This is a genomic window from Kitasatospora sp. NPDC034035 (assembly GCF_055575755.1).
On the sequence record NZ_JBVISA010000064.1, the window covers coordinates 1 to 21,761 of the forward strand.

A 21,761-nucleotide genomic window follows, 5' to 3' on the forward strand; every position below is an offset into this window, starting at 1 on the left:
CCCCACCCGGCAACCGGCACCCCATACCCACGATCACCACCGGATCAGCCCCATCACCCACCGACACCACCGGCACCACCGACACCGGCACCACATCCGCACCGGAGAGTTCGGCCGTGAGGTGGTCGGCGAGGTCGGCGGGGGTGGGGTGGTCGAAGACGAGGGTCGCGGGCAGCCGCAGGCCGGTGGCGCCGGCGAGGCGGTTGCGCAGTTCGACGGAGGTCAGGGAATCGAAGCCGAGGTCGCGGAAGGCGAGTCCGGGGGTGATCGCGGCGGCGTCGGAGTGGCCGAGGACGGTGGCGGTGTGGGCGGCGACCAGGGACAGCAGGTCCGACGCGGGGGCCTTTGACGTCGGCAGGGTCTGCGGCATCGAGATGTCGGCCGTGGTCAGCGCGGGACGTCCGGCAGCCAGCGCGGTGTCGAACATGGCCAGGGCGCGTTCGACGCTGATGGGGCGGATGCCCTTGCGGGCGAGGCGTTGGCGGTCGGCCGCGGTGAGGTGGGCGGTCATGCCGCTCTCCTGCTCCCAGTAGCCCCAGGCCATCGACACGGCGGGCAGTCCGAGGGTCTGCCGGTGTGCGGCGAACGCGTCGAGGTAGGAGTTCGCGGCCGCGTAGCCGGCCTGGCCGGCGTTGCCGAGTACACCCGCGGCCGCGGAGAACAGCACGAAGGCGGCGAGGTCGTGCTCGCGGGTCAGCTCGTGCAGGTGCCAGGCGCCGTCGACCTTGGGACGCAGCACCCGGTCGAGCTGCTCTGCGGTCAGCCGTTCCACAACGGTGTCGTCGAGCACGCCGGCCGCGTGGACGACGGCGGTGAGCGGATGCTCGGCCGGGATCGAGTCCAGTACGGCCGCCAGCGCGTCCCGGTCCGCGACGTCACAGGCCACGACCCGCACGTCGACGTCCCCTTGAGCCTCCAGGTGCGGCACCGCGCCGCCGCCGCGGCTGACGAGCAGCAGGTGCCGTACCCCGTAGCGGGACACCAGGTGCCGGGCGACGGCCTGGCCGAGGGTGCCGGTGCCGCCGGTGATCAGCACGGTGCCGTCAGGGTCGATCGGCTGGGGGACGGTGAGGACGATCTTGCCGGTGTGGCGGGCCTGGCTCATCAGCCGGAAGGAGTCGACGGCCTGGCGGAGGTCCGCGGCGGTGACCGGCAGCGGCTCCAGCGTCCCGTCGGCGACCATCGCCACGACCCTGGAGAGGATGTCGCCCTGCCGCGCGGGGTCGACGTCGTTGAGGTCGAAGGCCCGGTAGGTCAGGCCCTCGGGTGAGCGGACGTCCGTCTTGCCCAGCTCGACGAACCGTCCGCCGTCGGCCAGCAACCGCAGTGAGGCGTCGGTGAGTTCTCCCGCGAGCGAGTTGAGGACGACGTCCATGGCCGGGAACCGGTCGGCGAACCGGGTGTCGCGGGACGAACCGATGTGGTCGTCCGGCAGTCCGAGGCGCCGCAGGGTGTCCCACTTGGCGGGGCTCGCGGTGGCGAAGACCTCCGCGCCGCTGTTCAGGGCCAACCGGATGGCGGCCATGCCCACACCGCCCGCGCCGGAGTGGACCAGGACCCGGTCGCCGGGGCGCAGTTCGCCGAGGTCGAACAGCCCGTACCAGGCGGTGGTGAACGCGACGGGCACCGACGCCGCCTCGGCGGAGCTCCAGCCGTCGGGGATCGCCGTCAGGAGCCGGTGGTCGGCGACCGCGCGCGACCCGAAGGCGCCGGGCATCATTCCCATGACGCGGTCGCCGGGCCGCCAGGCCGTGACGCCGGGGCCGACCTCGAGGACGGTGCCGGCCCCTTCGCCGCCCAACGGGGGCCGGTCCGGGTACATGCCGAGGGCGATGAGCACGTCGCGGAAGTTCAGGCCGGCCGCGTGTACGGCGACCCGGACCTGTCCGGGTTCCAGCGCGGCCTCTTGCCAGGGCAGCAGGGCCAGGTCGTCCAGTTGCCCGGTGCCGGACTCGCTCAGCCGGTACGCGCCGTCGGGGGCGGTCGGTTCCGGCGCGTACCTGGCCTGCCGTGGCACGAGGACGCCTTCCCGGCGCAGGGCCAGTTCGGGTTCGTCGCCGGCTGTCATGGCGGCCCGGACCGCGTCCTCCTCGGACGCGTCGCCCATGTCGACCAGGACGAACCGGCCGGGGTGCTCGGCGGCGGCGCTGCGGACCAGGCCGCGTACGGCCGCGCCGGCCACGCCGCGGGTCAGGACGGCCAGGCGTGCGGCCGCCCGCTCCGGCTGCTCGGCCAGGAAGTCCTGGACGAGCGCGCGGGCCCGCTGGACGAGGCCGTGCACGGAGTCCGCGTCGGCTTCCGCGGTGAGTACCGGGCTCGGCACCACCTCGGTCGGTGTGCTCGCGGTGAGGGGCACCCACTGGGTGTGCAGCACCGCGGCCCGGGCCTCGGCGGCCGGCCGGACGGTCAGCGCGGTGATGTCCGCGACCGGGTTGCCGGACAGGTCGGTCAGTGTCGCGCGGTAGGTGTCGGTGCCCGTGCGGGCCAGGTGGACCCGGGCGGACGACACACCGGTGGTGTGCACGGCGACGCCGGAGAAGGAGAACGGCAGCCGGACCCGGGTGTCGGGGCTGAGCAGGATCAGCGGCTGGAGTGCGGCGTCCAGGAGCGCGGGGTGGATGCCGAAGCCGGCGCCGTCGGGGACGGACACCTCGGCGTACAGTTCGTCCTCGCCCTGCCACAACTCCCGCACGCCCCGGAACGCGGGTCCGTACTGGTATCCGAGTCCGGCGAGGAAGTCGTAGAACCCTTCAGGGTCCACGGGTTCGGCGTTCCTCGTGGGCCAGTCGAGGCGTCCGGCCGTCACCTGGCCGCCGAGAGTTCCGGACGCGTGGCGGACCCAGCCGTCGCCGCCCTTGGAGTGCACGGTGACCGGGCTGCGGCCGGCGTCGTCCGGGGCGCCGACCGAGACCTGGATGTCCGTGGGTGTGTCCGAGAGCGCGAGGGGCAGGTGCAGGACGAGGTCGTCAAGGGTCCCGCCGGCCAGGGTTGCGAGTTCGAGGAAGGCGGTGCCCGGCAGCAGGACCGTGCCGTCGACGGCGTGGTCGGCCAGCCAGGGGTGGGTGCGGGTGGAGACGCGGCCGCTGTGCACGGTGCTCCCGTCGGGCAATTCGACCGTGGTGCCCGCCAGCGGGTGCCGGGTGCCGTGGTCGCCGGCCGCGGGGGTGAGCCAGTAGGTGCTGCGCTGGAAGGCGTAGCGCGGCAGCCTGACGCCGTGCGGGCGGTCGTGCGGCCAGGTCACGGCGACGCCCTGGACGTGGAGGCGGGCCAGGGCGGTGTGGAATTCCCCGATGGCGCCGTGGTCGCGGCGCAGGGTGCCGGTCGCCACGCCGTCCAGGTCCTGCACCAGCACCGGGTGCGGGCTGACTTCCACGAACACCTCGTGGCCGTCGGCGGTGAGCCGGGCGGTGGCCAGGTCGAACCGTACGGGTTCGCGGAGGTTGCGGTACCAGTAATCGGCGTCGAGGGCGGAGGTGTCGACCGGTTCCGCGGTGACCGTGGAGTAGAAGGGAATCGCCGCAGGCCGGGGCCGGATGTCCGCGAGGTCGGTCAGAAGCCGCTCGCGGATCGCCTCGACCTGCGCCGAGTGCGCCGCGTAGTCGACGGGGATGGCGCGGGCGCGTATGCCGTCCCTGGCGCAGGCTGCCAGCAGTTCGTCCAGGGCCCCGGGTTCGCCGGACACGACGACGGTCGAGGCGGAGTTGACCACCGCGACGGTGATCCGGTCGCCCCAGGGGCTCAGGTAGCCGGCGGCGTCGTCCGCGCACAGCGCGACCGAGACCATGCCGCCGTGTCCGGCCAAGGCGACCAGGGCCTTGCTGCGCAGGGCGACCACCTTGGCGGCGTCGTCCAACGACAACGCCCCCACCACATACGCCGCCGCGATCTCCCCCTGCGAATGCCCGACCACGGCATCAGGCTCCACACCATGAGCACGCCACAGCTCGGCCAGCGCCACCATCACCGCGAACAGGGCCGGCTGCACCACATCCACCCGCTCCAACGAGCCACCCCCGACCAGCACCTCCACCAACGACCAATCCGTGTACGGCGCCAACGCCACATCACACGCATCGATCGCCTCCCGGAACACCGCCTCCGAGCCGTACAACTCCCCACCCATACCCACCCACTGCGCACCCTGCCCCGGAAACACGAACACCGAACGACCCAGCGAACGGGCGGTCCCGGTGACCAGACCCGGCGCCGACCGCCCCTCCGCCAGGGCGTCCAGGGCCGCGGCAGCGCCCACCACCACGGCCCGGTGCTCGAACACGGTGCGGGCAGCCAGAGCGCCCCCGACCGCCGCCGGGCCCACCTCGGGACGTACCGCGGTGAAGGCACCCAGCCGGCGCGCCTGCTCCCGCAACGCCGCCTCGGACCTGGCCGACAGCGGCCAGAGGACCTGGTCGTCCGCGCGGCCCCGGGGAGAGGGTGCGGCGGAGTCGGCCTCGGCGGGCTGTTCGAGGATGCTCTGCTCGATAATGACGTGGGCGTTGGTGCCGCTGATGCCGAAGGCGGAGACGGCGGCTCGCCGTGGCCGCCCGGTCCCGGGCCAGGCGACCGGTTCGGTGAGCAGGCGGACCTGGCCGCAGGCCCAGTCGACGTGCGGGGTGGGCGCGTCCACGTGAAGGGTTCGCGGCAGTTCGCCGTGCCGCATCGCCATGACCATCTTGATCAGGCCCGCGACGCCGGCCGCCGCCTGGGTGTGGCCGATGTTCGACTTGACCGACCCCAGCCACAACGGCTCGTCCCGGTCCCGGCCGTAGGTCGCCAGGAGTGCCTGAGCCTCGATGGGATCGCCGAGAGTGGTGCCGGTGCCGTGGGCCTCGACCGCGTCCACCTCGGACGCCTCCAACCCGGCATTCGCCAACGCCTGACGGATCACCCGCTCCTGCGACGGACCATTCGGCGCGGTCAACCCATTGGACGCGCCGTCCTGGTTGGTGGCCGAGCCTCGGACGACCGCCAGCACCTCGTGGCCGTTGCGGCGGGCATCGGACAGGCGTTCCAGCAGCAGCAGGCCGGCGCCCTCGGCCCAGCCCGCCCCGTCGGCCGCGGCGGCGAAGGACTTGCTGCGGCCGTCGGGCGCGCTCGCCCCCTGCCGGGACATCTCGGTGAACAGCGTGGGTGCCGCGTTGACGGTGACGCCGCCGGCCAGGGCGAAGGAGCATTCTCCCGAGCGCAGGGCCTGCGCGGCCAGGTGCAGGGCCACCAGGGACGACGAGCAGCCGGTGTCCAGGGACAGTGCCGGGCCGAGCAGGCCCAGCTGGTACGCCAGCCGGCCGGACCCCACGCTCGACGCGGTGCCGGTGACCTGGTAGCCCTCCAGGTCGTCGGGGACCGGCCCGGCGGCGTAGCCGGTGGACCAGATGCCGGTGAACACGCCGGTGGGTGTGCCCTCCAGCGTGGTCGGGTCGATGCCGGCGTACTCGATGGTCTCCCACGCGGTCTCCAGCAGGATGCGCTGCTGCGGGTCCATGGCGAGCGCCTCGCGGGGCGATATCCCGAAGAACGCCGCGTCGAAGTCGCCGGCGGCGTCGAGGAAGCCGCCCTGGGACGTGCTCGACGTGCGGGGCCGGCTTCCCGTCGGGTCGTACAGGCGGTCGATGTCCCATCCCCGGTCGGCGGGGAAGTCGCCGACCGCGTCCACGCCGTCCGCGACCAGCCGCCACAGGTCCTCCGGGGTGCCGACGCCTCCGGGGTAGCGGCAGCCCATGCCGATGACTGCGATCGGCTCGTCCGTCGCGGCCGGGGCGTGCGGCGCGTCCTGCTGGCCGGACTCGCCGGACAGGTGGGCGGCCAGCCGTGCCGGGGTGGGGTGGTCGAAGACGAGGGTGGCGGGCAGTTTCACCCCGAGCGCGGCGGTCAGGCGATTGCGCAGTTCCACCGCGGTCAGTGAATCGAAGCCCAGGTCCTTGAACGCCTGCCGGGGGTCGAGCCGCTCGGGGGTGGCGTGTCCCAGCACCCCGGCGACGTGGGTGGTGATCAGCTCCAGCAGGTCGGTGCCGCCGGCGGGGGGCGCGGGTCGGGGGGCCTGCGGCCGGCTGTGGGCCTCGGGCAGGTCCCGCAGCAGCCGGCTCGGCCGCGCGTGGGTGTAGGCGCGGGCGAACTGTGCCCAGTCGGCCGAGGTCACGACCGCGAGGGCCTCGTCGTGGTCGAGGACGTCCTGCAGCGCGTCGAGTGCCCGGCCCGGGTCCAGTTCGCCGAGGCCGAGCAGGGTGCGCTGGCGCTGCACGGACTCCAGGGCCGCCATGCCGCCTTCGGCCCAGATGCCCCACGCGACGGAGGTCGTGGCGCGGCCTTGGGCGCGGTGCTGTGCGGCCAGGGCGTCGAGGAAGGCGTTGCCGGCGGCGTAGGCCGCGCCGTGGCCGTCGCCCCACACGCCTGCGGTGGAGGAGAACAGGACGAAGGCGTCGAGGTCCGGCAGGAGTTCCGCCAGGTTCGCCGCCCCGGCGACCTTGGCCATGATGACCTCGGCGAACTCCGCCGGTGTCGTGTCGGCCAGCCTGGTCGCCCTGATCACGCCGGCGGTGTGGAAGACCGCGCGGATGTCGCCGACGCGCTCGACGAGGTCCCGCACGGCGTCCCGGTCGGCCACGTCGCACGCCGCCACCGTCACCCGCGCCCCGGCTGCCTCCAGTTCGTCGCGCAGGCCGGCCGCGCCGGGTGCGTCGGGGCCGCGGCGGGCGGCCAGCACGATGTGCTCCGCGCCCTGCCGCGCGAGGCGGCGGGCCACATGTCCGCCGAGCGCGCCGGTGCCGCCGGTGACCAGCACCGTGCCCCGCGGCCGCCAGGGCCGCGCGGCCGGGCCCGATGAGGCCTTGCGGCGCAGCCGCTTGGCGAAGCGCCGGGTGCCGCGGATCGCCACCTGGTCCTCGCCCGTGCCGGCGAGCACGACGAGCAGCGCGTTCACGCTCTCCTCGTCGGGCACGGCGGGAAGGTCGACCAGGCCGCCCCAGCCGTGCGGGAACTCCAGCGCCGCGGACGCGCCGGTGCCCCACGCCAGGGCCTGGGCCGGGCTGGTGACCGGGTCGGTGCCCGAGGTGCTCACGGCGCCGCTGGTCGCGCACCACAGCGGGACGGCCGGTGTCCGCGCCGGGTCCAGGGGGCGGACCAGATCCAGGGTGCGGACCAGGCCCGCCGGGAGCACCGGGTGGTCGGGGTGCGGCTCGTCGTCCAGCGCCAGCAGCGACAGCACACCGTCCGGCCCGTGCCGGGCGTCCCCGGTGTCGGCCACGTCCCAGGTGTCGGCCACCGCGAAGCCCCGTTCGCGCAGGGCCTCGGCCCACGGGTGCCCGGTCGTGGCCAGGACGAGCCAGCGAGCCGGGTCCACCGGGGCCGCGGTTCCGCTCGTCGGCGCCCATGCCACCTCGTACCGCCAGTCGTCACGGGGCACCGGCGGGGTCGCGGTCACCCAGTAGGGCTCGCGCTGGAAGGCGTACGTGGGCAGGTCCGCCCTGGGTGCGGTGCGGGGCAGGACCGGAATCCAGTCGACGTCGGCTCCGGCGGCGTAGAGGCGTCCCGCCGCGGCGAGGAACTCGGTGAGGCCGCCGTGATCGCGGCGCAGTGTTCCGGTGGCGGCGACGTCCAGCGCGGGCACCAGCACCGGGTGCGGGCTGACCTCCAGGAACAGGTCGTGGTCGTCGGCGGTGAGGCGGGCGGTGGCCAGGTCGAACCGTACGGGTTCGCGGAGGTTGCGGTACCAGTAGCCGGCGTCGAGGGCAGAGGTGTCGAGCGGCTCGCCGGTGACCGTGGAGTAGAACGGGATCGCCGCCGAGTGGGGGGTGATGTCGGCCAGTTCGGTGAGCAGTTGCTCGCGGATCGCCTCGACCTGCGCGGAGTGGGCGGCGTAGTCGACGGGCAGGCGGCGGGCGCGGATGCCGTCGGCCTCGCAGGCCGTCAGCAGTTCGTCCAGCACGTCGAGGCCGCCGGACACCACGACCGCCGCGGGTCCGTTCACCACGGCGGTCGTCAGCCGCTCGCCCCAGCGGGCCAGGTAGCCGGCAGCCTGTTCGACGGACAGCGCGAGGGACACCATGCCGCCCCGGTCGGCGATGACGGCCAGTGCCCTGGACCGTAGCGCCACGACCTTGGCGGCGTCCCGCAGCGACAGCGCGCCGGCGACGTACGCGGCGGCGATCTCCGCCTGGGAGTGGCCGACCACGGCGTCCGGCTGCACGCCGTAGGACCGCCACAGGTCGGCCAGCGCCACCATGACGGCGAACAGGGCCGGCTGCACCACGTCGACGCGGTCCAGCGAGCCGTGGCGCAGTTCGTCGACCAGCGACCAGTCGGTGTACGGGGCCAGGGCGGCGGCGCAGGCGTCGATGCCGGCGCGGAAGACCTCGGACTGCTCGTACAGGTCATGGCCCATGCCCGCCCACTGCGCCCCCTGTCCGGGGAAGACGAACACGGTCCCGCCGGTACGGGCCTGCAGGCCCGGCAGTCCCGGCAGTCCCGGCGGGAGCGCGGCCAGGCCGGACAGCAGGTCGTCCCGCTCGGCGCCGACCACCGCGGCCCGGTGCTCGAACCGGGTGCGGGCGGCCAGTGCGCGGCTGATCGCGGCGGCCGGGACGTCGGGGTGGGCGGTCGCGTACGCGTGCAGCCGCTCGGCCTGGGCGCGCAGCGCGGCATCGGTCTTCGCGGACAGCAGCCAGGCGGTGGGGGCGGCCCGGCCGACGGGTTCGGGAAGGTGGCCGGGGTCCGGGTCGGAGGACTGCTCGATGATCAGGTGGGCGTTGGTGCCGCTGATGCCGAAGGCCGAGATGCCGGCGCGGCGCGGGTGCTCGTGCTCCGGCCACGGCCGGGCCTCGGTGAGCAGCCGGACGCCGCCGGAGGCCCAGTCGACGTGCGGGGAGGGGGCGTCTATGTGCAGGGTTCGCGGCAGTTCGCCGTGCCGCATCGCCATGACCATCTTGATCAGGCCCGCGACGCCGGCGGCGGCCTGGGTGTGGCCGATGTTCGACTTCACCGACCCCAGCCACAACGGCTCGTCCCGGTCCCGGCCGTAGGCGGCCAGCAGGGCGTGGGCCTCGATGGGATCGCCGAGAGTGGTGCCGGTACCGTGCGCCTCGACCGCGTCCACCTCGGACGCCTCCAACCCGGCGTTCGCCAACGCCTGACGGATGACGCGTTCCTGGGAGGGGCCGTTGGGCGCGGTCAGGCCGTTGGACGCGCCGTCCTGGTTCACCGCGCTTCCCGCGACGACCGCCAGCACCCGGTGGCCGTTGCGGCGGGCGTCCGACAGACGTTCCAGCAGCACCAAGCCGGCGCCCTCGGCCCAGCTGGTGCCGTCGGCCGCGGCGGCGAAGGGCTTGCTGCGGCCGTCCGCCGCGAGGCCGTGCTGGCGGGAGAACTCGGTGAAGCCCAGCGGTGTCGCCATGATCGTGACACCGCCGGCGAGCGCCAGCGAGCACTCGCCCGCGCGCAGGGCCTGGGCGGCCAGGTGGACGGCGACCAGGGACGACGAGCAGGCGGTGTCCACGGACAGCGCCGGACCGCGCAGCCCGAGGTGGTAGGCGACCCGGCCGGACGTGACGCTGGTCGCAACGCCGGTGAACAGGTAACCCTCCAGGTCCTCCGGCAGGCCCGGCCCGGTCGCGTAGCCGGACGACCAGACGCCGGTGAACACGCCGGTGTGGCTGCCGCGCAGCGAGGCCGGGTCGATCCCGGCGTGCTCGAAGGTCTCCCAGGCCGTCTCCAGCACGAGCCGCTGCTGCGGGTCCATGGCGAGCGCCTCGCGGGGCGAGATGCCGAAGAACGGAGCGTCGAAGCCGGCCACCGCCTCCAGGAACCCGCCCCGGGTGGTGTACGTGGTGCCCGCGCCGCGCAGTTCCGGGTCGTACAGGCCGCCCAGGTCCCAGCCGCGGTCGTCCGGGAAGTCGCCGATCGCGTCCGCGCCCTCCGCGACGAGCCGCCACAGGTCGTCCGGCGAGGCCACCCCGCCGGGGAAGCGGCAGCCCATCCCCACGATGACGACCGGGTCGTCGTGGGCGGCCTGGGCGGCGGGGGCCGGCCGGTCGCCGGGGCCGGTGCGCAGCCAGTCGATCAGCTCCGCGGGCGTCGGGTGGTCGAAGACGAGACCGGAGGGGAGTTGCCGATCCAGGGCGCCGGCCAGGCGGTTGCGCAGTTCGAGCCCGGTGACCGAGTCAAAGCCGAGGTCCTTGAAGGTGAGCGCGGGATCGATGTCCGCGGGGTTCTCGTGGCCCAGCACGAGCGCGATCTGCGCGGTGACCACGGCGGCCGCGTCGACCGTGTCGCCCGACTCGGGGCCGCCCGTGTCCGTACCGCCCGCCCCGGTGTCCCCGGTCTCCGGGCCGCCGTCCGGCCGGCCGGGCGCGGCGGTCTCCGCTGCGTGCGTCCCCGGGCCGGCCGGGGTCCGTCCGCTCTGCCCGGCTGTCGCTTCGGGCAGCCAGTACGAACGACGTTGGAAGGCGTACGTGGGCAGGTCGACCGGCGCGGCCTCGGCGACGGCCGGGGACCAGTCCACCGGCACGCCGGCCACGAACAGCCGGGACAGCGCGGTCAGGAAGACGTCCGGCCCGCCCCGGTCACGGCCCAGCGTGCCGGTGGCGACGCCGGGCACGCCGGTCCGCTCGCGGGCCTGTTCCAGGATCTGTTCGATGGCGGGCAGCAGCACCGGGTGCGGGCTGACCTCGACCACGACGTCGTGCCCGTCCGCCAGCAGTGCGGCGGTGGCCAGGTCGAAGCGGACCGGCTCGCGCAAGTTGCGGTACCAGTAGCCGGCGTCGAGCTCCGTGGTGTCGTCGAGGACGCCGCCGGTGACCGCGGAGTAGTACGCAATGGTGCCCTGCCGCGGCCGCACACCGTCCAGTTCGGTGTGCAGCCGCTCACGGATCGCCTCGACGTGCGCGGAATGGGAGGCGTAGTCCACCGGGACGACGCGTGCGCGGACACCGTCCGCCGCGCAGGACTCGACCAGTTCGGACAGGGCCCGCGTGTCGCCGGACACCACGACCGAGCCGGTGGCATTGACCACGGCGACCGTCAGCGCGCCGCCCCAGCGCGACACGTAGTCCTCGGCCCGCTCGGCGGACAGGGCCACGGACACCATGCCGCCCCGGCCGGTCAGCGCCACCAGCGCGCGGCTGCGCAGTGCCACGATCCGGGCCGCGTCGGACAGCGACAGCGCGCCCGCGACGTATGCCGCGGCGATCTCGCCCTGCGAGTGCCCGACCACCGCGTCGGGCTCGACACCGAAGGAGCGCCACAGTTCCGCCAGGGACACCATCACCGCGAACAGGGCGGGCTGCACGATGTCCACGCGGTCGAGCGGGGCGCCGTCCAGGACATCGGCCAGGGACCAGTCGGTGTACGGGGCCAGGGCCTGGGCGCACTCGTCCATGGCGGCCCGGAAGACGGGGTACGCGGCGTACAGCTCCCGGCCCATGCCGACCCACTGCGCGCCCTGGCCGGGGAACACGAAGACGGTACGGCCCGGGGTTCTGGCCCGGTCGGCGGCGACCTGGGCGGAGTCGAGCAGGACCGCGCGGTGCGCGAAGCGGGTTCTGGTGGTGGCCAGCGCGTGCGCGACCTCGGCGCCGGTCAGGTCCGGGTGGCTGCGCACGTGTTCGCGCAGGCGCTCGATCTGCGCTTGTAGCGCCTGCTTGGTCCGCGCCGTGACGATCCACGGCGCCGGCCGGGCCTCGGGAGCGGGCCGCCGGGCCGGCGGCGCGGCCGCATCGGGCGCCTGCTCGACGATCACGTGCGCGTTGGTGCCGCCCATGCCGAACGACGACACGCCGACGAGCAGGGGCGCGTCCGGCCGCGGCCAGGGGGTCAGTGCGGTCTGGACCCGCAGCGCCAGTGCGTTGAGAGGGATGCCGGGGTTGGGGGTTTCGTAGTTCAGGCTCGGCGGCAGTGCGCGGTGGTACACGCTGAGGACAGCCTTGAGCAGACCGACGATGCCCGCGGCGCCTTCCAGGTGGCCGACGTTCGTCTTGGCGGATCCGACCCGCAGGGCGCTGTCGGCGTCGCCGGACTCGGCCGGGTCGCGGTAGGCCGCCGCGAGGGCGGCGGCCTCGATGGGGTCGCCGACAGCGGTGCCGGTGCCGTGCAGCTCCACGTACTGCACATCCGCGGGACGCACGCCGGCGCGGGCCAGTGCTTCGCGGATGACCTGTTCCTGGGCCTGCGCGCTGGGCACGGTCAGGCTCTGTGTGGCGCCGTCGTTGTTGACCGCGCTGCCCCGGATGACACCGTAGACGCGGTCCCCGTCGGCCAGGGCCCGGTCCAGCGGTTTCAGGACGAGGAAGGCGCCGCCCTCGCCGCGGACGAAGCCGTTGGCCCGGGCGTCGAAGGTGAAGCAGCGGTCGTCCGGGGACAGGCCGCCGAACTCCGCTGCTCCCTCCTCGCGGGCGGCGGTCAGGTTGAGGTTCACCCCGCCGGCCAGGGCGAGCGCCGACTCGCCGCGGCGCAGGCTCTCGACCGCCAGATGCACCGCGACCAGCGCCGACGACTGGGCCGTGTCGACCGTCATGCTCGGTCCGCGCACACCGAGGAAGTGCGAGACACGGTTGGCGATGACGCCCCGGTTGGTGCCGGTCAGCGTGTGCGGCGTGATGTGACCGGGGTAGGCCAGGGACGTGTAGTCCTCCCACATCGAGCCGACGAACACCCCCGTCGGGCCGCCCGTCAGCGTGCTCGGCACGATCCGGGCGTCCTCCAGGGCCTCCCAGGCGAGTTCGAGCATGAGCCGCTGCTGCGGGTCCATGCCGACGGCCTCACGGGGGGACACACCGAAGAACGCCGCGTCGAAGCCGTCCACCCGGTCCAGGTAGCCGCCGTGCCGTACGCCCTGCCGACCCACGGGCGGCGCGGTGATCGCGTCGGCCCCGTCGCACAGCAGTCGCCAGAACGCCCCCGGATCCGGGGCTTTCGGCAACCTGCCCGCCATTCCGATGACAGCGACACGATCAGCGTCCGAATCCAGGGGGAAGCGCATCACATCGACACCTCGTGGGCCGGGGGGATGAAGGAAGGCGGGGTGTTTCCGTAGCAGTCCCGATGGTGCGGCTCCGGCCGCGCAAGCGGCCGGAGCATCGAGCGCGCGGGCAGCCCGGCGACCCGGTGGTATCCGAACCCGGACTCGCCCGCGCTTCGGGCCTCTGGATCAGTGGAGCGGTCCTCGAAAGCGACAGCATCGGCGACACACTTCGAGGAGGATGCACTGGTGAGCTGAGCGTGAGCGTAGGGGTCGAGGCGATGATCGTTCCGCCGCGCAGATGAGCATGGCAGCAACATCACGCCCTCGCCACAGGTCAGGCGAAGGCTGTCTCAAAGGAGGCACATCACAACGTCATATGCCTGCACGAAAGAGGCACCGTGGCAGGATCCGTCCCGTGCCCCATGAAACGCGTCGTTCATACGGGCGGCCCGTCGCAGTGTCCGCCGGCGGACCTGCCGGTGAACCCGCCGGTGAACCCGCCGGTGCGGTCACGGAAGTGCGTCCACGCCCTGCACCGCCACGACCGGGCCGGGTTCATGGGCACCGTCGACGCCGCCGGTGACAACGCCCTAGAATCCCGTTCGCACTCGCGCAGAAGAACGTCCTCGCCCGTCATCCGGCCACCCGGGAGAACTCCGCACGGCGATCACGACCCGGTTCGAGCGAACCGCCCACCGGCGCCGCCGACAGCTCCGGCTGAACCGTTCGACCCCCATCCACTTCGAGACGATCGCGAAGCGCCACCGCCCCCGGCGGCACACAACCCAGCTGTCACCGATCCGCGCATCGGTCCCGGCCGTTCGCGCCCGGCACCCGGCGCCCGGGCCTGGTGACATCCAGTCAGGAGGCAGCGATGCAAGCCACGTTTCCCTTCACCACACCACACCACCTCGACAACGAGCCCGAAGCCGAGGCTCTGCTCGCGCGGGCTCCGGTCGTCCTCGCGACGATGGGTACGGCAGACGTCTGGCTCGCCCTTTCCCACAAGGCGGTGCGCCAGGTTCTGAGCGACAGCCGGTTCAGCCGGGAGGCGGCCACACTTCCGGGCGGCCCGCTGAAACTGTCCGTCGCCGCCGACCCGTTACTGGTCTCCAGCCTGGACGGCGAGCGCCACGCCCGCCTGCGCAAGCTGATGTCGCAGGCGTTCAGCCCACGCATGGTCGATCAGCTCGAGCCACGCGTGCAGTCCACTGTGGACTCCTTGCTCGACTCCCTCGATCCGACCGCGGATCTTGTGGCAGGTCTCTGCGCTCCACTGCCGTTGATGGTCATCTGCGAGCTGCTCGGCGTGCCCTACTCCGAGGCGGAGGCCATCCGCAGGTGGACCAGGCGGCTGTTCGTCACGGACATCACTTCGGACGAACTGCGGGCCGCACAGAGCGAGATGCAGGACTGGATCGCCGATCTGGTGCGTCAGAAGCGGGCTCACCCGGACAACGGGTTGATCTCGGCGATGGTCGCCGCCAACGACGAGGGCGACCACCTCACCGAACCCGAGCTGCTGGCCAACCTCGAGGGCCTGCTGATCGCCGGCCACGAGACGACCGTCAACCAGCTGGGCAACTCGTTGCTGACCCTGCTGCGCCACCCGGACCAACTCGCGCTGCTGCGGTCGTCACCGGACCTGATCGGACCGGCGGTCGACGAACTACTGCGCTACAGCAGGCTTTTCACCTCGGCCGAGGTCCGGGTCACGACCGAGCCCGTCGATCTGGAGGGCGTCGAACTGGGGGCGGGCGAACCGGTGTTACCGGTCATCGTCGCGGCCAACCGCGACCCCGGTGTGTACCCGGATCCCGGCCGCTTCGACATCACGCGCGAAGGACCGGCAGCGCACCTCGCCTTCGGGCACGGGCCGCACTTCTGCCTCGGCGCGATACTGGCCCGCCGGGAGATGCGGGTGGCGATCGGGTCCGTGGTGAAACGGTATCCGGGACTGCGCCTCGCCGTTGACGAGTCCGAGCTCACCTACGTGCCGGAACTGGTCTTCCGCGGCCTGCAGGCGTTGCCGGTCACTTGGTGATCCGTGGTCTCTCATACCGCAGGCGCGGGAATTGGACCGGATCGACCGGTCGGGGCACGACACGACCGATGGCGGCCCTTCCACCACCTTCGACCTGCGGTACGACCGGCACGGCGAACTCGTCGGCGTCCATGCGGTCTACGGGGCCGCCGAGCGGTTGACGGCCCAGGCCGGGCGCCGGCCCGGCCGGACAGGACGGCGGTCGCGGCGGCGTAGGCGTCGACGGGATCGGACTTGCCGTGTGCGCGGCGGGCCTTGCGGTCGGGCCGGTCGACATCGACCACGGTGATCCGCTCGGCTCGCAGGAAGCGGACGAGTTGGGCCACGCCATCGTCGACCGGGCCCTGTACCTGACGAAGGACTGGGCCGCCGACGACGAGCGCCGCGACCTGACCGGTGTCCCGGACGAGCTGGCCTTCACCACCAAGCCCCAGCTCGCCGCCGCCATGTTGAAGGGCGCCCGCGACGCCGGGCTCCCGGCCCGGTGGGCCGCCGCCGACGAGGTCTACGGCGGGCGTGAACTCCGAGAGCGGATACGCGAGCTGGGCTACGACTACACGGTCGCCGTCCCCGCGGGCCACCGCGTCACCGCCACCGCCCTGCTGGCCAAGCTGCCCCGGCGGGCCTGGCAACGGCTGCGGACCGGGCACGGCACCAAGGGCGACCGCCACTACGCCTGGGCGATGATCAGCATCAACCCGGACGACACCCCACCCGGCCACGACGGGGGGGCACAGCTGGCTGACCCCCGCGGGTGCGGGGAGGACTGCCCGAGGAGGACGGCATCACTCGCCGGTCTGCGCGACCGGCATCCCCATGTCCCCTATGAGCTGAGCTGCCGGGACCGTCGACAGGTTCGTGGTTCAGGCGAGCTTCCGGAGCGGCAAGGTCAGCCTCGGTCGCCGGGAACGGGGATGAGGCGGCCGAGCATCGCCATCACGGTGATCCGCGCGTCCTGGTCGTTCGTCACCGCGCAATGGGCGTCGACGCCTCGCTCGTCCGGTTCCTGGGCCGGGTCGGTCAGGCCCACCCGGACCAGGTCGACGGCGTACTCGTGGTAGCGGGAGTAGTCCGCTGCGGCGCTCACGGCTTCGACGTGGTCGATGCGGCCGGGGTCCGCGGCGCGCAGCAGTGCCGGGGTGGGCGGCGGGCCCAATTCCCGCCCGATCCACTCCGAGACGGCGTCCCGGTGGCAGCCCGGTTCGAGCTTCGAAGCGGTCGCCGCCGTGAGTGCCAGGTGGATGAGGAGCGTCCCGAACCAGGTCGCGGCCTCGGCCGGTGGTGTGTCCGTCCCTGTCGGTGGCATCACGGCCCGGTACAGCGCGGCCACGTCATCGGCGTGCGCGGCGGTGGCAACCGCCCTCACCGCGCGGCCGAGGGCGGCCTGGTCGATGGTCATGTCGACGGTTCTCCCCACAGTCGGCAGCCGCCAACGTAGCGCTCCGGTGCGGTGAGTGGCCGGCGAAGCACGGATTCTCCACAACACGCGCGGCAGTGGCAGTCGACGGCGATCCCCGAAAGCGGTCTCCGGTGCGGGGCCGGACAGGGCTGCTCGTGGTCGTTCCCCAGGCGGTTGACGGGTTCGACTGCGGGGGCCATCGCATCCCCGGGGCAACCCCAGGCAACACTCGTCCGCCAGCCTTGACCGGGTGACGGCTGGCCTCGCGGGTGCGGGGAGGACGCCCGCCCGGCCGTGACGAAAGGAGGTCTCCGCGCCACCGCCTGGGATACGGCGCGGTGACGGGACACAGTCCCAGCCGTCCGTACCTTCCCGCCGACCTGCTGCCCACAACGCCAGCCGAGAGGTCATCAGCAGCAGCGCCGACACCGTGCGGCTCTGGGCCATGTGCACACGGGAAGTCATCGCGTCGTCCCCGTCGACGCACCGCACGCTGCCGCGATCGCCGCCACTGGCGACCTCGCTTCCGGCTTCCGGCTTCCACGACGACATCGCCCGCCACCGCCGTCAGCCCCCACGACCACGCCTCGTACATCTGGCCGAGCACCGCAGCCCCGCAGCCCGCACAGCTCGCGTGAACGACTGCCGGATCCTCCCGCCACCGCAGGCGAAGAGCGGATCCGGAGCGAGCACCCGACCGCTCTCGCCACCAGCGACGGGGTCCCGCAACGGGCCGGGCGCTCAGCTCCGGCCGGGGCCGGTCTTCGGGGCCTCGCGACCGTCGCCTCCGGCGGCGTTCACCCGCACGACGGCCCGCCGCCCCGTCCACCTAAGCTGTCCCCCACGCGGTGACCGGGGGAGGACAACGGGTGGATCGGTACAACGTCACGAACACCATCGGCGGGGGGAACCAGAAAACCGTCATCCAGGTGGGCTCGATGACGCTCCAGACGACCCCCGCTCCGGCCGATCCCGCCCCGCCCAGCGAGCCGTGGGTCCGCGCCGTACTGGAGTCGGGCGTCTGGGCCCACGCCGCACCGCGCGACGCCGAGCCCCACCGGCAGCACGCCGCCCGGCTGGCCGAGCGGCTCGCCGCCGTCCGGGACCGCGCCGAGCAGAGGACCGCCGGGGACCCGTGGGCCGACCCCGGGTTCGCGACGCGGTTCGCGGACCGAGTGGAATGGCTGCTCGGCGAGCCCGACGGCGCGCTCGACCTCTACCCGGCCGAGGCCGGGCTGCTCGTCCTGCTGCCCTACCTCTACCAGACCCACCAACTCCTGCTCCTGGCCTCCCGGCTGGAGGCCGACCCCACCGACCTGCGCCCCCGGCGCGCGGCGACGGGCCGGCGAGCCGGCTACCAGTCCTTCCTGGCCGGCCACGACCTGCTGGTGAACCGGGCCCGGCTGCGCCCGCAGGCCGCGCCGGCGACCGGGTGGTGGCTGTACCGGCGCTGGCTCGCCGAGGAGGACAAGGGGGCGGACCGCCTCGCCGGACTCGAAGCCGAACTGGCGCCAGATCTCGTGCCAGATCTCGTGCCGGATCTCGCGTCCACGCTCGCGCCCGAACTCACCGCCGGGAGCGGCCCGCTGACCGAGGCGCTGAACGTCCGGCGCCTGGCCCGGATCCTCGCCGGCCTGCGGATCGGCGCCGACATCTGCAACCCCGAGCACCTCGGCCAGCTCGAGGCCGACGAACTCCTGCCCGGGCCCGGACGCCAGCGCATCCGCGAACGCCGGGCCGGCCTGCTGCTCGCCGTCGCGTACGGCGCCGCGATCGAACCCGCCGTCCTCCCGGACACGGTGGTCGAGCACATCGGGGTCCCGAACCCCGTCGACCTCGACGGGCTGCGCCGCACCCTGGCCAGGTCGACGTGGAGCGGATCCCCGGAGCTGCCCGTCCTCAAGGCGGTCTGCGAGCACGAGGCCGTCGTGGAGGCCCTGCGCGAGCACGCGCAGCGGCTGGACGGACTGCTCCTCGCGGTCGGGCGCGCCCTGTCCGACCGGATCGCCCTGCCCGACCGCATCGCCCGGCCCCTGCCGCCGCTGCCCGCTCGGATCTCCGCCGACGGCGTCGTCCCCGCGCCGGGGACCTTCACCAGCAGCGCGCGCTTCCGGCTCGACGACCGCCGTGTGCGCGGCCTGCTGACCGGCACCCAGCTCTACAAGGACCACGGCCTCGCGGTGCGCGAGCTGTACCAGAACGCCCTCGACGCGTGCCGCTACCGCCGCGCCAGGACCCAGTACCTGGAGCGCTCCGGCCGGCCCTTCCACCCGTACGAGGGCAGGATCGACCTCGTCCAGGGCGTCGACGAGGACGGCCGCGAGTACCTGGAGTGCGCCGACGACGGCATCGGCATGAGCGAGGCGGAGCTGCGCGGCGTGTTCTCCAACGCCGGCGCCCGCTTCGCCGAGCAGCCCGACTTCCTGCTGGAACAGGCGCAGTGGGAGCGGGTGGAGCCCCCGGTGCGGCTGCACCCCAACAGCCGGTTCGGGATCGGGGTCCTGTCCTACTTCATGCTCGCGGACGAGATCCGGGTGACGTCCTGCCGCATGGGACTCGACGGCATGCCGGGACCGCTGGTGGAGGCCCACATCCTCGGGCCCAACCACCTGTTCCGGATCGTCGAGAAGGAGGAGCGGGGCACCCGGCCCGGGACCACGGTGCGGCTCTACCTGCGGGACCGGCGCCGCTCCTGGTCCGGCCTGGACGCGCTCGCGGCGGTGCTGCACATCGCCGAGTTCCCGACGACGGCGCGGCACGGCGGGCGCAGGACGGAGTGGGAGCCCGGGGTCCTCCGGGGGCCGGGCAGGGTACAGACGGGCGGCCCGGACCTCAGCAGTCTGGTGGAATGGACGGACGGCCCACCGGGCGCCCAGGTCATCTGGCGCGAGGACGGCGGCCTGCTGCTGGTGGACGGCCTCACGATCGAGCCGGGACAGCGGGTCGGGGTGCTGACCGGCCTCCACGGCGTCGTGGTGAACCTCTCCGGGGACCACGCCCCGCGCCGGCTCAGTTCCGACCGCCTCACCGTCCTGGACGACATCTCGCCCCGGGTCGAGGCACTCCTGGCCGCGGCGGCCGGCGCCCTGGTGACGAGCGGCGCGGGGTTCCTCACCCTGGAGTGGATGGAGAAGGTCGCCGAGAGCAGCCCGCGCATCGCGGACCTGGTGGCCGAAGCCGCGTTCGAAGCGGGCGCGGCGTTCCGTATTCGCGGCCGGGCAGCCGTACCCGCCACGGCCGGCTGCTTCCCGCTGGACCGCAAGCTCCTCGACGGCCTGCTGACGAACCGGCGCGCGGAACGGTCGTCGGACGCCGTGTACCTCTCGATACCGGACCACATCCTGCTGTGGCGCGTCCTCGCCCACCCCGAGAGCGATCTGGCCCGCGAGCTGACGGAGCTCGTACCGGAACTCGCCGAGCCCCGCCGGACGGTCCGAGCCCGCCCGTCGGACCCGGAGCTGTTCACCGGCAAGCGCGGCGTGTTCGGGCTCACCCGGCCCTCGGACGCCTTCGGCGTCGCCCGGCGGCTCGGCTGCGACCCGGCCGCCACGGCGCAGCGGCGACGGCTCTTCGGCGTCAGCGACCTGGTGGTGCCCGCCTCCCTCGACACGCAGGAGTGGGCGGACACCTCGGACATGACCTGGCTCGACCAGCCGTACGATCGCCGCCGTTCGCACGCGACGATCGGCGATCTGCTGGAGGTCGGAGAGGGACTCGGCGTGAGCGTGGCGCAGGCCGCGGCCGCCATGCGGGCCCACGGAATCACCGTCCTACCGGACGCTACAGCGGCGGGCATGCCCGACGAGACGGACCTGCGACTGCTCCACCAGGACTGCGAGGTCGTCGAATACCGCGGCATCTCGGACACCGGCCCCGTGCCGCCCGGCCACGTGGCCCAGGCCGCCCTGAAAACGGGACTGAGCCCGGCGCAGGTGCGGCACCGGCTGGAACGCTACGGCCTCGAGGTGGAGCCCTTCGACTTCCCCGAACGGCCGGACGAGGACTATGTGCGGTGGCTCAGCCGGGACCACACCGGCGCATGGCCATGGGTCAGCGCCACCGGCCCGCTCCCGCCGTGGCAGCTGGTGGCCGCCCAGGACTGGTTGGAACTGCCCGCCCACGAGGTACGGGCCGAGTACGCACGCCTCGGCTTCACCCTCCCGCCGCCCGCGCAGTGCCGGGAATCCCCAGACGACTTCGGCCTGCTGGCCGGTGACTGGGAGGTCGAGTGGTCGCCCTTCCGGACGGACCGCGCGCCGAGCTTCCACCAACTCATCGAGGTGTCCCAGGAACTGGGCCTCAGCCTGCGGAAGCTGACCAGCCGACTCGCGGCCTACCGGGTGCGGGTCGGCATGGTCCTGCCGCAGCGGCCCGGCGAACTCGACCGCGAGCTCTTCCGCCACGACGACCTGCTGCAGATCGACGTGGACAACTACGACCGGCCGGACACCCCCTGGTGGTTCCGGCTCAGCCCCGACGACGAGATCCCGTTCTTCCTCCTGGCCCTGGCCGCCCGGGACCTCGACCGTCGCCCCAGGGAACTAGCCACCCGGCTGCGCTCCTACGGCCTTCGGGTCTCCCACGACGACCTCCCCCCGGACCTGACCCAACGCGAGGCCCTGCGCCTGCTCACCGCCGACGAACATGCGATGCCGCAGCCCATGGACCCGCCCATGCCGCTCGCCCAACTCGTCCGCATCGCCCACCGCGTCGACCTGCCCATCGCCCAGACCGCCCGCCACCTGCGCGACCTCGGCGTCCACGTCGGCGACCTGGCGGCCACGGTGCGCGCGGCCCTGGCGCGGGTGCCGCTCGCGTGACCGTCCGGACGCCTCGCCACGGTAAACGCCCGGCAGGCCCCGCGGGTGCGGGGAGGACCTCAACGCCGGCGGCGACGTCATCAACAACGGCTGACCCCCGCGGGTGCGGGGAGGACGATGGCCCCACGCTCGCGAGGGTGACCCGTGGCCCTGTTTCGCCGGAACGTTGCGTCTGCGATCGCGGGCAGCATAACGCCCCCGCCCGGGAGGGGGCGTTGTCGTGTCAGGCCTCGGGGAACCCGTGGTACTTGGTCACGGTCTTGCGGCCGTGGCGGGCCATGAGGAGGACGGGGGCCACAGGCCGGCGGTGCAGATCACCATGAAGGTGTGGTCTGCGAGGGCGAAGGGGCCCCATCTTGCGGCGGGTGACGGTCTTGGGCACGGGTCCTCCTGTGGCTGGTGGGCACGAACCTACCGGCGCCGAGGGCTTGACCGTGGTGCCGTGGCTGACCAGTGAGCCTTCGCCATCTTCGAACATGCTGGTCGGAGGGGCTGGCGTGACGGTTGTCCGGGGTGCTCGTCCTGGTCGTGGGCGGGAGTCTGCGGTCT

4 protein-coding genes and 1 pseudogene are annotated in these 21,761 nt (G+C 73.5%); 3 read left to right on the top strand and 2 right to left on the bottom strand.

Going from position 1 to position 21,761, the window contains the following annotated elements:
• On the bottom strand, positions 1-12,967 hold a 12,967-nt coding region (locus ACZ52J_RS41605), incomplete at its 3' end, for a type I polyketide synthase (RefSeq protein ID WP_465626533.1).
• A gap of 832 nt (positions 12,968-13,799) precedes the next feature.
• On the opposite strand from ACZ52J_RS41605, the gene ACZ52J_RS41610 reads away from it, so the two are divergent.
• Both ACZ52J_RS41610 and ACZ52J_RS41615 read left to right on the top strand, forming a co-directional pair.
• Complete coding sequence (locus ACZ52J_RS41610; RefSeq protein ID WP_465626535.1) at positions 13,800-14,993, top strand: cytochrome P450; 1,194 nt, start codon at positions 13,800-13,802, stop codon at positions 14,991-14,993.
• Between the two features lie 239 nt (positions 14,994-15,232).
• A pseudogene (locus ACZ52J_RS41615) lies at positions 15,233-15,541 on the top strand (transposase); the annotation flags it as partial.
• A 341-nt stretch (positions 15,542-15,882) separates the two neighbouring features.
• On the opposite strand, the gene ACZ52J_RS41620 reads toward ACZ52J_RS41615, so the two are convergent.
• Complete coding sequence (locus ACZ52J_RS41620; RefSeq protein ID WP_465626537.1) at positions 15,883-16,392, bottom strand: hypothetical protein; 510 nt, start codon at positions 16,390-16,392, stop codon at positions 15,883-15,885.
• Positions 16,393-17,330: 938 nt separating this feature from the next.
• Between ACZ52J_RS41620 and ACZ52J_RS41625 the strand changes: the two genes are divergently transcribed.
• Complete coding sequence (locus tag ACZ52J_RS41625) at positions 17,331-21,212, top strand: wHTH domain-containing protein (protein WP_465626539.1); 3,882 nt, start codon at positions 17,331-17,333, stop codon at positions 21,210-21,212.
• Positions 21,213-21,761: the final 549 nt, after the last annotated feature.

Coding starts and splice junctions, on each gene's coding strand:
- ACZ52J_RS41625 (WP_465626539.1), top strand. CDS start 17,331: ATGACGCTCCAGACGACCCCCGCTCCGGCCGATCCCGCCCCGCCCAGC.
- ACZ52J_RS41620 (WP_465626537.1), bottom strand. CDS start 16,392: ATGACCATCGACCAGGCCGCCCTCGGCCGCGCGGTGAGGGCGGTTGCC.